Origin of the sequence: Lentibacter sp., assembly GCF_965657785.1 — a bacterium.
GTDB lineage: Bacteria > Pseudomonadota > Alphaproteobacteria > Rhodobacterales > Rhodobacteraceae > Lentibacter.
Map to the genome: position 1 here is coordinate 137,711 of NZ_CBFHPP010000003.1, position 13,099 is coordinate 150,809.

Below are 13,099 nucleotides of genomic sequence, written 5' to 3' on the forward strand. Positions count from 1 at the left end.
TGGAGGGTTCAGAACAGCTTTGCTTCCCGTCTCGGATGCATCATGGGGGCACCGCATTTTCAAAAATAGCCTCCAAAGCAAAACGCCGCCCCGAGAGGAGCGGCGTTTGTTTTTGTGACCTGGGGGCTGATTAGAAGCCGAGGCCTTCGTATTTCTTTTTGAACTTCGATACGCGTCCGCCAGCGTCGAGAAGGCGCGAGTTGCCGCCTGTCCATGCTGGGTGAACTGTCGGGTCGATATCAAGGGAAAGCGTATCGCCTTCCTTGCCCCATGTGGAGCGCATCTTGAGGATCGTGCCGTCTGTCATTTTGACGTCGACGAAGTGGTAATCGGGGTGGATATCTTTTTTCATGGTCTCTCTCCCGCTTACGCTTCTGCGCGTGGCTTGTAGTTGGTATCTTCGACGATGCGGGCTGATTTGCCGCGACGTGTCCGCAGATAGTAGAGCTTGGCACGACGCACACGACCGCGACGCACAACTGTGATCTCGTCGATGTTGGTTGAGTGGAGTGGGAAAACCCGCTCTACACCTTCGCCGAAGCTGATTTTGCGCACGGTGAACGAGCCGTCAATGCCTTTGCCGTTTTTACGGCTGATGCAAACGCCTTCGTAGTTCTGGACACGTGTGCGCGCGCCTTCTGTCACTTTAAAGCCAACGCGGATAGTGTCGCCTGCTTTGAAGTCAGGAATTTTTTTCCCGAGCTGAGCGATTTGCTCGGCTTCGATTTCTCTTAGAAGGTCCATTGACCATCTCCTAATTTTGCTCGCGGTTTATCCACGAAGTTTTCTCGCGTCCTGTCGCTCCGTGTCTTCTGTCGGGTCCGCATATTGCGCCCGCCGGAGTCAGTCCAACATTGCTTGTCATCTTGCTTGTGTAAAAAGCCGCGCCGAAGAAAACGCAAAGCACAAACAGCCCCGAGCCACAAAAGTGATTCCGAACTCGTGCCTTCTAGGTGCGATAGGTCTTTAGATCAAGGCTAATCTGTCGTTTTTGCGGCCAAAGCAGCTTGCCACATATCAGGGCGGCGGGCTTTGGTGAGGGCTTTCGACATTTCTTGGCGCCATTTGGCAATTTCGCCATGGTGGCCTGACATCAGCACATCGGGAATGTGACGTCCCTGCCATTCGGCGGGTTTGGTATATTGGGGATGTTCAAGGAGGCCATTGGAGTGGCTTTCCTCTTCTGCACTATCTGCATTGCCAAGCACCCCCGGGATCAGGCGCACAGAGGCGTCCAGAAGCGCTTGGGCCGCGATTTCGCCACCTGTGAGGACATAATCGCCCATAGACACCTCAAGGACGCCATAGTGCTCCAAAACCCGCTCATCGACGCCTTCAAAGCGACCACACAACAACGTCACACCTTTCCCCGCCGCAAGGCTCTTTGCCATCGACTGGGTGAACGGCTTACCGCGCGGGCTGAGATAGATCAGGGGCAGGGGCACTTGGGCACGTTGCTTGGCCGCTTCAATAGCTGCGCTGACCACATCGGCGCGCAAGACCATGCCCGCGCCGCCACCCGCAGGCGTGTCGTCTACGTTGCGGTGTTTGCCAATCCCGAAGGGGCGCAAGTCGATCGCATCAAGCTGCCAAAGCCCGTCTTTAAGCGCTTTGCCTGTGAGGCTCTGGCCCAAGACGCCCGGAAAACTATCGGGAAACAGCGTGATAACTTGTGCCGTCCATGTGTTTGCGAGCTGTTCGTCTTCCATCAAGGCGCGTGGCTTGAAGGAGGGGCGCAGGGTTTTGCGGCCATGCGATTTATGGGTGTGTTTGTCGGTATCAGTCATGGCAAAGCCTTAGCGTTCAAGCCGAAGTATGTCACGGGTGATAATGATCTTCTCATATCGTCTGAGGTAGCTCATCCCGAGAAGAGAGCCTTCAAGCTCTCCCTCGTTGACATAGGCGCGCAGATTTTGGTCCTGAAGCCCGTCAACATCAAAGGTTTCAAGGACCACAGGCGCAATACGGACTGTGCCGTTGGCTGTGTTGGCGGTATGAATATACGCAAGCTGATCGGGGCTGAGGCCTGCGCGGGTGGCATCTGATTGGCTCAGGACTATACCTGTCGCTCCCGTATCAACGACAAAGCGGATCTGAACGCCGTTGATCTGTGCCGTGAGATAGTAATGCCCGTTGGCTTCCCGCGGTAATTCTATCACGCCAAGGGAGGCGTCAACGCTTTGGGTGTTGCGAAAGGGAGATATGAGACGGTCACCAAAGCTATAAACGCCCAGCGCAATCGCAATCACCATCACCCAACGCAGCATTTCTTGCCCAAGGGGTGTCATGTGCTGTCGCTTCGGCCACACGCGCCAGACAACGAGGGCCACCAGAACGAGCGCGAGGATAAGAAGGCCAGTCCAGAGGTCCACTGCTCAACCGCCCGCAAAACCGAAGGCGCGCAGCCCATCAAGCACAAATTGGACCGCAAGTGCCGCCAAGAGCATACCCAGAAGGCGTGTTGCGACATTAATACCTGTCTTGCCCAAGGCGCGTTCGAGCAGGGCTGAAGCCTGAAGCGATAAAAACACCACAAAGAGCACCACGGCGACAATTCCGATGACGGCAAATGTGCCTGCGAGTCCGGGGGCTTGACCTGCCAATAGGATCACGGACGCAATCGCACCAGGGCCTGCGAGCAGGGGCACGGCCAGCGGAAAGACCGAGGGATCGTGACTTGGATCAGGCTCATCGCTTGCTTGGTCTTCACGCCGCTTGGTGCGCCGTTCAAACAGCATTTCAAGCGCTGTCAGAAACAGAAGAATGCCGCCTGCGACGCGGAAGGCAGGCATGGATATACCGATAAAATGCATCAAGGCTTCGCCAAAAAAGGAAAACGCGGCGAGAATGAAGAACGAAACAAGACAGGCTCTTAGCGCGATCCTGCGGCGCTCGGGCGTTGGGATGCCTTGGGTGATCGTCGCGAAGATCGGGGTGAGAGCGATCGGGTCAATGATCACAAAAAGCGTTGCAAATGCGGTGATGACAAAGGCGGATGTGATCATGCCTCTGCGGCCTCAAGCTTGGCGAGTGCGCCCTCCCAGAGCGCTTCGGCACGTTTGAGCGCGACTTTCAGTTCGCCATCTTTGCGCTGAAGCTCGGGAACGGCGTGTTTGCGCTCGGAGTAAAGCGTTGGATCGGCCAGCATCTCGTCCATACGGGCGCGCATTCGCTCAAGCTTTTCAACGCGCTCTTCGCATTTGCGGACTTCGGCGCGCAGCTCCAGAACAGACAAACGCGGCGCGCGTTTGGGCTTTGGCGTTTTTTGCGCTTCAACCTTTTTGTCTGATTTTTTTTCAGGCGCGCCAAGCAGGAGAGCACGATAATGTTCCAGATCGCTGTCATAGGGCTTCACGGCTCCGTCTTTGACGAGCCAGAGACGGTCGGCAACAAGGCTCAAGAGGTGCATATCGTGGCTGACGAGGATCACGGCGCCTGTATAGGCTGTGAGCGCCTCGACAAGGGCTTCACGGCTTTCGATATCAAGGTGGTTGGTCGGTTCATCAAGGATCAACAGATGCGGGGCATCAATCGTCGCCAGCATCAGCGAGAGCCGTGCTTTTTGTCCGCCCGAGAGCTTGCCAACAAGCGTTTCGGCTTGTTCGGCACCAATGCCGAAGCCCCCCAGCCGCGCACGCAGGCGCGCAGGCGTCTCGGAGGGGCGCAGTCGGCGGATGTGATCGATCGGGGTTTCGTCAATAAAGAGCTCATCGACCTGATGCTGCGCAAAGAAGCCAACGCGCAGTTTTGAGGAGGTGACCATTTGCCCCTTCATAAGCGCCAACCGACCTGACAGGAGCTTGGAGAGCGTTGATTTGCCTTCGCCGTTACGCCCCAGAAGGGCGATGCGGTCGTCCTGATCTATCCTGAGATCAAGATGGGAGAGGATCGCCTTGCCATCATAGCCAACCGAGCCGCCTTCAACGCGGATAATGGGCGGAGAGAGTTCTTCAGGCGACGGGAAGGTAAAGCGCTTGAGCGCCGCTTCCTCCGGGGTTGTGATCGGCTTGAGCTTGGCAATGGCCTTGATACGCGATTGCGCCTGAACGGCTTTTGAGGCCTTTGCGCGGAAACGGTCCACAAAGCTTTGAAGATGGGCCTTGCGGGCTTCGATCTTGCGGTTTTCGGAGGCGGCAACAGCAAGACGTGCGGCGCGCGTCTCGGCAAATGTATCGTAATTGCCTTGATAGAGCGTGAGCTTTTTGTCTTCCAAGTGCAAGATTGCCCCAACCGCTCGGTTGAGCAGGCCACGGTCGTGGCTGACGATCAGGACGGTATGAGGATATTTCGCCAGATAGCTCTCAAGCCAAAGCGCGCCTTCAAGGTCGAGATAGTTCGTCGGCTCATCGAGCAGCAAAAGGTCTGGCTCAGAGAAGAGAACCGCCGCCAATGCGACGCGCATCCGCCAGCCGCCTGAAAAAGCAGAACAGGGCTGGTGCATCTCATCGGCTGTAAAGCCAAGGCCACGCAGGATCGTCGAGGCGCGGGCTTCAGCGCTCCATGCGTCAATATCGGCGAGGCGCGTCTGGACCTCTGCAATGCGAGCAGGATCGGTGCTGGTGTCGGCAAGAAGCTCTGCGCGCTCCTTATCGGCGGCCAGCACGGTGTTGAGCAAAGATACCTCATTGCCTGGCACTTCTTGGGCCACGCCGCCAATGCGGGCACGGGAGGGCAAACTAAAGGAGCCTGTATCCAGAGGCATTTCACCTCGGATCACGCGGAACAGCGTGGTTTTGCCAGTGCCGTTGCGCCCCACGAGGCCAACTTTATGGCCTGTCGGAATGGAGACTGAGGCGTCCTCGATAAGGTTTCGGCCTGCGACGGAGTATGATATGTTTTCAAGCTTGAGCATTTGGGCGGCTTAGCAGAGCTTCGCGCGCCTTGCCAGTGCTGAAACAGCATGACCACAAGGCTTGTGAGAGGATCAAAAGGGGCGTAACGCTTGTGCATTAGAACACAGGTTAACAAACCATGCCCTCTGCCTCTGGCCCGCGCCGACCCAAGCTGATCACGCTCATTCTTCTGACCGCGCTCTCTGTCTTGTCGCTCAATATGTTCCTGCCCTCACTGGCGCAGATGGCCGCAAGTTTTGACGTAAGCTATGCTGTTATCTCGGTTGCGGTGGGCGGATATATGGTTGTGTCTTCCGGACTTCAGCTGATCATTGGTCCCTTGTCGGATATCTATGGGCGAAGGCCTGTTATCCTTGTCGGAATGGCGGTTTTCGCGCTCGCGTCTCTGGGGTGTTATTTTGCAAATGATGTCATGCTTTTTCTGGCGTTTCGGATGCTACAGGGTGCGGTGATTTCAGGTATGGTTCTGAGCCGTGCTGTTGTGCGCGATATTGCACCGCCCGAAGAAGCGGCGCGGCTCTTGGGAGTGATCGGCACCGCTATGGCGCTTGCACCCTTGATGGGGCCTGTGCTTGGCGGCTTTCTGGGCGAAACATTTGGTTGGCGATCCAACTTTATGGCCTATGCGCTGATGGGCGTGCTTATGCTGGCTCTGTCATGGCGCGATCTGGCCGAGACAAATCTTGCGCCGTCTGCAAGCTTCACGGCCCAGTTCCGCTCTTATCCAGAACTCTTTAGGAGCCATATTTTTTGGGCCTATTGCCTTTGTCTTATTGGTTCTGTTGGCGGGTTTTATGCTTTTCTCGGAGGGGCGGCCCTTGTCGGCGAGGGGCTTTTCGGGCTGACGCCCTCACAGCTTGGTATTGGCATTGGCTCGATCTCGGCAGGCTTCATGCTTGGAAATTTCCTGACAGGGCGGCTGTCGGGGCGTGTTTCGATGCTCAGGCTTATGTTGTGGGGGCGGCTCTCGGCGACGTTCGGGCCATTGGCTGTTATTTGTATCATGGCGCTTGGCGCTATGAATTTCTGGGTGATGTTTGCGGGGGCACTCTTTGTTGGTCTGGGCAACGGGCTGACTTTGCCTGCCGCCAATGCAGGGGTGATGTCGGTCAATCCACGGCTGGCAGGGAGCGCCTCGGGGCTGTCTGGCGCGATCACCATTCTGGGCGGCGCAGGCGCAACAGCGCTCACAGGTGCGCTCGCGGGTGGCCCGCTTGGGGCATATGTTCTCCTTGGGCTGATGGCCGCAAGCTCGGGGTTGGGGCTTCTGGCCGTGCTCTGGATCGGACGGCTCGAGCGGGTTTAACATTCGCTTTTCAAAGTGGATGCAGCGTGATAGCAGAGCGCCAAATCAACACCTAGCAAAGCAATAGGAGCCTTAAGCACATGGCCATTCAACGCACATTCTCAATCATCAAACCAGACGCAACAAAGCGTAACCTTACAGGCCAGATTGCGGCCAAATTCGAGGCCGCTGGCCTGCGTATTGTTGCATCAAAGCGCATCCAGCTGACACTGGCGCAAGCACAGCAGTTTTATGGTGTGCACTCGGAGCGTCCGTTCTTTGGGGAGCTTTGTGAATTTATGATTTCGGAACCGATCGTGGTTCAGGTTCTGGAAGGCGAAGATGCGATTGCCAAGAACCGTGAAGTTATGGGCGCAACAAACCCTGCCGATGCCGCCGAAGGCACGATCCGTAAGGAGTTTGCTCTTTCAATAGGTGAGAACTCGGTTCACGGCTCGGACGCACCAGAAACAGCCGCAGAAGAAATCGCATTCTTCTTCTCGGGTCTTGAGCTGGTCGGCTAAACTAGCCTTTCCTCTCCACCACCCCGATTGCATCAAGGGCCGCCTCAAGCCGAGTGCGGCCCTTGTCATGTCCGGTGGCTTTCAAAGCGTCAAAACGCTTGCGAAGCTCTTGTTTTTCCTTGCCTTTACAGTCGTTCCATGGCCGCCCTTGCAGGGCCATATGCAGCACATAATAGACGATAAAATGAGGCCGCGCGCCAGCTTCGAGAAGCCGCGCATAGGCAGCGTCTGCGCCCATGGTCTGAAACGCCTCGACCGAAGAAACCCCCGCATTCTGGAGCGAAAGCTCCATGGCGGGGCCGATATTGCGCAGGGTTGAAAGCGGCGTTTTCATGCGTTGAGGCTATCTCAAATGCGGCCAGAGGTCATCTTAAAGTGAGGCGTAATCGGTTATGACTGGAGGCTTCGCGGGAGGCTGATTTCGGGTTTGTTTCGGGCTTGGGCGCGGTTTTTGCGATTTTGGCATAAAAACCTCCTTTTTGCAGAGTTTGAAAATAAATTTCAAAAAAATTTTGCGTCAAACAACCGGCCAAAATAAGGCGAAACTGTGAAACGCTGCGGGCCGTGACCTGTGAGGCACAATTTTTGCGAAAAGAGGGGGTTTGAACGCTTGACGCGGGGAGGGGGTGCGCATATGACCTCCCTCACGCTTTGGAGCATCCGAAGTGTTGCAGTGAGCGGTTGTAGCTCAGTTGGTTAGAGTACCGGCCTGTCACGCCGGGGGTCGCGGGTTCGAGCCCCGTCAACCGCGCCACACTGCACACGTTAGGATGCCCCGTTGCTGATGCGCGGTTGTAGCTCAGTTGGTTAGAGTACCGGCCTGTCACGCCGGGGGTCGCGGGTTCGAGCCCCGTCAACCGCGCCACTTTCTTCCTTGTAAGGATCAGACGATGCGAAAGGCTTTGAAACATATTTCATGGCCGATTTCGCTTCTTTTGGCCCTCACATTGGGGCTGGCGCCCTTCTTTCCCGAGCCTCACATCTGGGAGAAGCTGAAGCTTCTCGCTGCGGGCGCGCTCAGCGCTCCTGTTGATATCTTTGATCTTTTGATGCATGGCGCGCCTTGGCTGCTGCTCGTGGCAAAGCTTGTGGAATATGCCTCGCGCTCAAAAAATTGATTCTCATTTTCTGCGCCAGCGGATAGTCTGAAGAAGACGCCCAAAAACAGAGCGAGCAGAGTAATGAGTGACACGAATTCCCATAATATCGCAGCCGTAACCATGCTGCGCGACGACCTTTTTTATCTGAAGATTTGGCTGGCCTATTACGGCGAGATGCTGGGGCGGGAAAACTGCTATATCGTCAACCATGGCCATACGCCCGAAGTTGCTGAAATGGCCAAGGGCTGCAACATTATCGGCATTCCCGGATACCACCACAAAAACTTTGATATGAAGCGCTGGCGGCTTCTCAACAACATCGTGCAGGGGCTGAACGCCTATTATGACCACGTGATCGTGGGGGATGTGGACGAGCTTGTGGTGCTTGATCCCGATCTTGGACGCCTGCCAGACTGGCTCAGAAAGCAAAAGCTGCGCCAAGTCATCACACCGCTTGGGCTTGAGGTCATCCACAGGATTGATCTTGAGGAAAAACCGATTGAAAACAATGTCCTCGGGCCGCGCTCTTATGTCAGGCTTGCGCCCTATTACTCCAAGCCCTGTATCCTCTCGACGGGGGTCAAAATCGCCCGTGGCGGGCATTATACCCAGTATGACCAGATCAATTCGCCTGAGGGGCTTTACCTCTTTCATCTCAAATATTGCGACTTTGCCGAATACAGCCGCGCGATGGACCGTCGCAATGCAGTCACCGAAGAGATCGGGCTGGGCAAAAAACGGACCTCGATTGGCGGGCATTGGTTTGCGGATGCGCGCGGGGAGGACCGCGAGACATTTGAGCGGATTGGGGGCTATGCGCTTCAGGAGGGCTTTGACACCCGCGCTTATCGGAAGGTTATGATCGAGAGTTTTGAGCCACGTGGCGACACCGGCTTTTATCAATTTGACCGTCCGCAATATGAGCTTCAGTTCAAGCTGCCCGAGCGGTTTGTCGGGCTGTTTTGAGGCGGGGTCGTGTGCCGTTAAGGCGCAGCGTAGGGCTGCGTTAACTTTTGACAGAGCTGGGTGATTCTAGGGGGGTGATATGTGTGCACATCCCGTGCACCATGTGTGCACCGCCAAAACAGCGTTTTTGCGAAAAGCCCAAACGTAAACGCCGCGCACGGTCTGAGAACCTTTGCGCGGCGTTTGTTAATCTTTGAGGCCCTTTTGCGCTTAGGCGAGCATTGCCATCGGATTTTCGAGGTTGTCGACGATATGCTTGAGGAGTTCGGCCCCAAGCGCGCCGTCAATCACGCGGTGATCGACCGACATTGTCACGGACATGACTGTCGCGACTGTGACTTGACCATCGTCGCCCACAACGGGCTTTTTCACACCCGCGCCAACGGCCAGAATGCCTGCGTGGGGCGGATTGACGATGGCGTCGAAGTTGTCGATGCCCATCATCCCAAGATTGGAGATGGCGAAGCTGCCTCCAAGGTATTCGTGCGGCGCAAGCTTGCGGTCGCGCGCGCGGGCGGCGAGGTCTTTCATCTCGGTGGAGAGCGTAGAGAGCGACTTCATCTCGGCGTCTTGCAAGACAGGTGTAAAGAGGCCGCCTTCGATGGCGACGGCCACGGCGACATCTGAGGCTTTCATCTGAAGCACACGGTCGCCCGCCCAGACGGCATTGGCCGTGGGCACGGCTTGCAGCGCGAGGGCTGTGGCCTTGATGATGAAGTCGTTGACCGAGAGTTTCACGCCACGGGCCTCAAGCTGTGTGTTGAGCTGGGCGCGGAAGCTGAGAAGCGCATCAAGCTTGATGTCGCGGCGCAGGTAGAAGTGCGGCACGGTTTGCTTGGCTTCGGTGAGGCGGGCGGCAATGGTCTTGCGCATCCCGTTGAGGCTGATTTCTTCATACTCGCGGCCCTCATAGGCGCGGGCGACCATATCGGCGCTTGGGCTTGAGGGCATGGCGGCGGGCGCGGCGGCGGCGGCGGACGCGGCGGCTTGTGGCGCTGGCGCGGCACTTGGCTGTGCGTCCATCACATCGGCTTTCACGATCCGGCCTTTGGGGCCTGAGCCTGTGACAGTGGCCAGATCAAGGCCCTTGTCAGCGGCGATCCGGCGCGCGAGGGGGGAGGCGAAGATGCGCGTGCCGTCTTTTTGAGGCGCGGCGGGGGCTGGCACGCTGGCGGCGGCTTGGGGTGCGGGTGTGGCCTCGGCTGGAGCGGCTGGTGCGGCGGCGGCTTTGGGGGCAGGGCTTGCGCCCATATCCGAGGCGCTTTCGCCGTCTTCGAGCAGAACGGCTATGACCGTGTTGACCTTTACGGCCTCTGTGCCTTCAGCAACCATGAGCTTGCCGATGACGCCTTCGTCGACGGCTTCAAACTCCATTGTCGCTTTGTCTGTCTCAATCTCGGCGAGAAGATCGCCCGAGGCGACGGTATCGCCTTCTTTGACGAGCCATTTGGCGAGCGTGCCTTCTTCCATGGTGGGAGAGAGGGCGGGCATGAGGATTTCTATTGGCATGATCGCGCTCCCTTAGCGGTAGGTGACTTGTTTGACGGTGGCGACGACCTCATCGGTTGTCACCAGCGCGTGTTTTTCAAGATTGGCAGCATAGGGCATGGGAACGTCCTTGCCTGTGCAGCTCAAGACGGGCGCGTCGAGATAATCAAACGCGCGGGTCATGATGGTTGCGGCGAGGTGGTTGCCCATGGAGGCGACAGGCCAGCCTTCTTCGACGGTGACGCAGCGGTTGGTTTTCATCACCGAGGCGATGACTGTGTCATAATCAATCGGGCGCAGGGTGCGCAGATCAATCACTTCGGCTGAGATGCCCTCTTCGGCGAGCTTTTCGGCGGCTTCCAGCGCGTAGGTCATGCCGATGCCGAAGGAGACGATTGTGACGTCTGTGCCTTCGCGCCAGATGCGGGCTTTGCCAAACGGAACTGTGAAGTCATCCATGACCGGCACATCAAAGGATTTGCCATAGAGGATCTCGTTTTCAAGGAAGATCACAGGGTTGGGATCGCGGATCGCGGTTTTCATGAGGCCTTTATAGTCAGAGGCCGAGTAGGGCATGACGACCTTGAGGCCCGGGATCTGCGCATACCATGCGGCATAGTCCTGTGAGTGCTGCGCACCAACGCGGGCGGCGGCGCCGTTGGGGCCACGGAAGACCATAGGCGCGCCCATCTGACCGCCGGACATATAGAGTGTCTTGGCGGCAGAATTTATAATATGATCAATGGCTTGCATGGCGAAGTTAAACGTCATGAACTCGACAATCGGCTTGAGGCCACCAAAGGCTGCGCCGACACCGATCCCGGCAAAGCCGTGCTCTGTGATCGGCGTATCTATGACGCGTCGGGGGCCGAACTCTTCGAGCATCCCTTGGGAAATTTTGTAAGCACCTTGGTATTCGGCGACTTCTTCGCCCATCAAAAACACTGTGTCGTCACGGCGCATCTCTTCAGACATCCCGTCCCGCAGGGCTTCGCGGACGGTTTGCTGCTTGAGTTCTGTGCCTTCGGGCCAGTCGGGCGCGAGATTGGCCACAGGCGCAGCTTCAGGCGCGGCGGCTTTGGCAGCGACGGGTGCAGCAGCGGCAGGGGCGGCAGGCGCTTCGGCGGCGGGGGCCGCAGCCGCAGCCGCAGCCACAGGCGCGGCGCTCATGTCTTCGCCCTCTTCGCCAATGAGGGCGATCGGGGTGTTCACTTTGACGCCTTCTGTGCCCTCGGCAATCAGGAGTTTGCCGATGACGCCTTCGTCGACGGCTTCAAACTCCATCGTGGCTTTGTCGGTTTCGATTTCGGCAAGAATATCGCCCGATTGGACGGTATCGCCTTCTTTCACCAGCCATTTGGCGAGCGTGCCCTCTTCCATGGTGGGCGAGAGGGCGGGCATGAGAATTTCGATGGCCATTGTATGTGTCTCCCTCAGGCGTCTTGTGGAATTTCGGCGGCGTAAATATCGGTCCAAAGCTCGCTCAAATCGGGCTCGGGGCTTTCTTTGGCGAAGTCGGCAGAGGCGTTGACCACGGCCTTGATCTCTTTGTCGATCTCTTTGAGCTCATCCTCGCTGGCGTGTTTGCCTGTGATCAGCATCTCGCGGATGTGCTCGATACAGTCCGATTTCTCGCGGATTTTCTGGACTTCTTCGCGGGTGCGGTATTTGGCGGGATCCGACATGGAGTGACCGCGATAGCGATAGGTCATCATCTCGAGAATATAGGGGCCTTTGCCAGCGCGGCAGTGCGCGACGGCCTTTTCGCCCGCGTCTTTCACGGCCAGAACATCCATGCCGTCAACGGCCTCACCGGGAATGCCAAAGGCGACGCCGCGGGTGTGGATGTCGGGGGAGGAGGTCGAGCGCTGCTGGGAGGTGCCCATGGCGTATTGGTTGTTTTCGATCACAAACACGACAGGCAGCTTCCAAAGCGCGGCCATGTTGAAGGTTTCATAGACCTGACCTTGGTTGGCGGCACCGTCGCCAAAGTAGGTAAAGGTGACGTTGTCATTGCCTTTATACTGGTCGGAAAAGGCAAGACCCGCCCCGAGCGGCACTTGTGCCGCAACAATGCCGTGGCCGCCGTAGAAGTGCTTCTCGGCGGAGAACATATGCATCGAGCCGCCTTTGCCCTTGGAATAGCCGCCCTCGCGGCCAGTCAACTCGGCCATAACGCCGTTTGGATCCATGCCGCAGGCGAGCATATGGCCGTGATCGCGGTAAGAGGTGAGGCGCTTGTCGCCCTCTTTGGCAGAGGCCTCAAGCCCGACCACAACGGCCTCCTGGCCGATGTAGAGATGGCAGAAGCCGCCAATCAGGCCCATGCCATAGAGCTGACCTGCTTTTTCCTCGAATCGGCGGATCAGAAGCATATCGTGGTAATAGGCTTTCAGCTCTTCTGCCGAAGTGTTTGATTTGGCTTTGGTTTTGCGGGTGGCCATAGGCGTACGCCCCTTTCGTAAACAGATAGTTTAGCGTTAAACCATTTGTTACACGAAATTATCTTGCGTGGCGAGATTTATTTTGACGCAGGCGGATTGAGGGCGGCGTTTTGCCAGACGGCGGGGTGAGGTGGGCAGGCGGGCTTTAGCTAGGGGCCAGCCCCCCAGACCGCAGTTTAGCTGGGGGGCCAGCCCCCCAGACCCCCCGGGATATTTCGGGCAAAAAGAAAGGCGGGCGGCGGTTGGAGGATCTGGGGTGGGGGCGAGGCTGAGGCTGAATTGGGAGTGGAGGTGTGGAAGGAGGATCTGGGGGGCGATGAGGACCTCTTGGGGTGTGAGGTTGCTATCGGGCGCAGCCAACGCAAGGCCGATCTGGCAGGTGCAGTTTTTCTGAGACTTGGCAGGTGCGACATCAACGGCGATCAAATGCAGACGGCGC

Annotated in this window: 14 protein-coding genes and 2 tRNA genes; 6 read left to right on the top strand and 10 right to left on the bottom strand. The window is 57.4% G+C overall.

Features of this window, described 5'->3' with window-relative positions:
• Window positions 1-130: 130 nt before the first annotated feature.
• From rpmE to ACTF58_RS03110, 6 genes are all read right to left on the bottom strand, one after another.
• Window positions 131-352: a 50S ribosomal protein L31 gene (rpmE, locus tag ACTF58_RS03085; RefSeq protein WP_438990501.1), complete on the bottom strand. Its 222-nt coding sequence runs from the start codon at window positions 350-352 to the stop codon at window positions 131-133.
• Between the two features lie 14 nt (window positions 353-366).
• On the bottom strand, window positions 367-744 hold the full coding sequence (gene rplS / locus ACTF58_RS03090; protein WP_438990502.1) for a 50S ribosomal protein L19: 378 nt from the start codon (window positions 742-744) through the stop codon (window positions 367-369).
• A 233-nt stretch (window positions 745-977) separates the two neighbouring features.
• A complete protein-coding gene (trmD, locus tag ACTF58_RS03095; RefSeq protein ID WP_438990503.1) occupies window positions 978-1,787 on the bottom strand; it encodes a tRNA (guanosine(37)-N1)-methyltransferase TrmD in 810 nt (269 codons plus the stop codon).
• A 9-nt stretch (window positions 1,788-1,796) separates the two neighbouring features.
• Complete coding sequence (locus tag ACTF58_RS03100; protein ID WP_438990504.1) at window positions 1,797-2,288, bottom strand: retropepsin-like aspartic protease family protein; 492 nt, start codon at window positions 2,286-2,288, stop codon at window positions 1,797-1,799.
• An 87-nt stretch (window positions 2,289-2,375) separates the two neighbouring features.
• Entirely contained in the window at window positions 2,376-3,005 is a 630-nt protein-coding gene (locus ACTF58_RS03105) for a MarC family protein (RefSeq protein ID WP_438990505.1), read from the bottom strand.
• Window positions 3,002-4,852 (bottom strand): ABC-F family ATP-binding cassette domain-containing protein, encoded by a 1,851-nt coding sequence (locus ACTF58_RS03110; protein WP_438990506.1) that lies wholly within the window; start codon window positions 4,850-4,852, stop codon window positions 3,002-3,004. The genes ACTF58_RS03105 and ACTF58_RS03110 overlap by 4 nt, the downstream gene beginning before the upstream one ends.
• A gap of 119 nt (window positions 4,853-4,971) precedes the next feature.
• Between ACTF58_RS03110 and ACTF58_RS03115 the strand changes: the two genes are divergently transcribed.
• Together ACTF58_RS03115 and ndk are read left to right on the top strand one after the other, a co-directional pair.
• Entirely contained in the window at window positions 4,972-6,159 is a 1,188-nt protein-coding gene (locus ACTF58_RS03115) for a multidrug effflux MFS transporter (protein WP_438990507.1), read from the top strand.
• Window positions 6,160-6,239: 80 nt separating this feature from the next.
• Window positions 6,240-6,662 (top strand): nucleoside-diphosphate kinase, encoded by a 423-nt coding sequence (ndk, locus tag ACTF58_RS03120; RefSeq protein WP_089890430.1) that lies wholly within the window; start codon window positions 6,240-6,242, stop codon window positions 6,660-6,662.
• Window position 6,663: 1 nt separating this feature from the next.
• Here ndk and ACTF58_RS03125 read toward each other — a convergent pair whose 3' ends face one another.
• Entirely contained in the window at window positions 6,664-6,996 is a 333-nt protein-coding gene (locus tag ACTF58_RS03125; protein ID WP_438990508.1) for a TfoX/Sxy family protein, read from the bottom strand.
• 343 nt (window positions 6,997-7,339) lie between these two features.
• Here ACTF58_RS03125 and ACTF58_RS03130 point away from each other — a divergent pair.
• The 4 genes from ACTF58_RS03130 (at window position 7,340) to ACTF58_RS03145 (ending at window position 8,728) form a co-directional block, all read left to right on the top strand.
• Window positions 7,340-7,416 (top strand) — tRNA-Asp (locus ACTF58_RS03130).
• Window positions 7,417-7,450: 34 nt separating this feature from the next.
• Window positions 7,451-7,527, top strand: a tRNA-Asp gene (locus tag ACTF58_RS03135).
• A 25-nt stretch (window positions 7,528-7,552) separates the two neighbouring features.
• The gene (locus tag ACTF58_RS03140) at window positions 7,553-7,780 is read left to right on the top strand and encodes an RND transporter (protein WP_438990509.1); all 228 of its coding nucleotides are present in this window, start codon (window positions 7,553-7,555) and stop codon (window positions 7,778-7,780) included.
• A 63-nt stretch (window positions 7,781-7,843) separates the two neighbouring features.
• Entirely contained in the window at window positions 7,844-8,728 is an 885-nt protein-coding gene (locus ACTF58_RS03145) for a glycosyltransferase family 2 protein (protein ID WP_438990510.1), read from the top strand.
• A gap of 210 nt (window positions 8,729-8,938) precedes the next feature.
• On the opposite strand, the gene ACTF58_RS03150 is transcribed toward ACTF58_RS03145, so the two are convergent.
• Genes ACTF58_RS03150 through pdhA form a run of 3 tightly spaced genes read right to left on the bottom strand, consistent with a single transcriptional unit; the run spans window position 8,939 to window position 12,660 of the window.
• The gene (locus ACTF58_RS03150; protein ID WP_438990511.1) at window positions 8,939-10,237 is read right to left on the bottom strand and encodes a pyruvate dehydrogenase complex dihydrolipoamide acetyltransferase; all 1,299 of its coding nucleotides are present in this window, start codon (window positions 10,235-10,237) and stop codon (window positions 8,939-8,941) included.
• 12 nt (window positions 10,238-10,249) lie between these two features.
• A complete protein-coding gene (locus ACTF58_RS03155) occupies window positions 10,250-11,635 on the bottom strand; it encodes a pyruvate dehydrogenase complex E1 component subunit beta (protein WP_438990512.1) in 1,386 nt (461 codons plus the stop codon).
• A 14-nt stretch (window positions 11,636-11,649) separates the two neighbouring features.
• The gene (gene pdhA, locus ACTF58_RS03160) at window positions 11,650-12,660 is read right to left on the bottom strand and encodes a pyruvate dehydrogenase (acetyl-transferring) E1 component subunit alpha (protein WP_438990513.1); all 1,011 of its coding nucleotides are present in this window, start codon (window positions 12,658-12,660) and stop codon (window positions 11,650-11,652) included.
• Between the last annotated feature and the right edge of the window lie 439 nt (window positions 12,661-13,099).

Coding starts and splice junctions, on each gene's coding strand:
- rplS (WP_438990502.1), bottom strand. CDS start 744: ATGGACCTTCTAAGAGAAATCGAAGCCGAGCAAATCGCTCAGCTCGGG.
- ACTF58_RS03155 (WP_438990512.1), bottom strand. CDS start 11,635: ATGGCCATCGAAATTCTCATGCCCGCCCTCTCGCCCACCATGGAAGAG.
- ACTF58_RS03125 (WP_438990508.1), bottom strand. CDS start 6,996: ATGAAAACGCCGCTTTCAACCCTGCGCAATATCGGCCCCGCCATGGAG.
- ACTF58_RS03145 (WP_438990510.1), top strand. CDS start 7,844: ATGAGTGACACGAATTCCCATAATATCGCAGCCGTAACCATGCTGCGC.
- ACTF58_RS03150 (WP_438990511.1), bottom strand. CDS start 10,237: ATGCCAATAGAAATCCTCATGCCCGCCCTCTCTCCCACCATGGAAGAA.
- pdhA (WP_438990513.1), bottom strand. CDS start 12,660: ATGGCCACCCGCAAAACCAAAGCCAAATCAAACACTTCGGCAGAAGAG.
- rpmE (WP_438990501.1), bottom strand. CDS start 352: ATGAAAAAAGATATCCACCCCGATTACCACTTCGTCGACGTCAAAATG.
- ACTF58_RS03110 (WP_438990506.1), bottom strand. CDS start 4,852: ATGCTCAAGCTTGAAAACATATCATACTCCGTCGCAGGCCGAAACCTT.
- ACTF58_RS03105 (WP_438990505.1), bottom strand. CDS start 3,005: ATGATCACATCCGCCTTTGTCATCACCGCATTTGCAACGCTTTTTGTG.
- ACTF58_RS03140 (WP_438990509.1), top strand. CDS start 7,553: ATGCGAAAGGCTTTGAAACATATTTCATGGCCGATTTCGCTTCTTTTG.
- ACTF58_RS03115 (WP_438990507.1), top strand. CDS start 4,972: ATGCCCTCTGCCTCTGGCCCGCGCCGACCCAAGCTGATCACGCTCATT.
- trmD (WP_438990503.1), bottom strand. CDS start 1,787: ATGACTGATACCGACAAACACACCCATAAATCGCATGGCCGCAAAACC.
- ACTF58_RS03100 (WP_438990504.1), bottom strand. CDS start 2,288: ATGACACCCCTTGGGCAAGAAATGCTGCGTTGGGTGATGGTGATTGCG.
- ndk (WP_089890430.1), top strand. CDS start 6,240: ATGGCCATTCAACGCACATTCTCAATCATCAAACCAGACGCAACAAAG.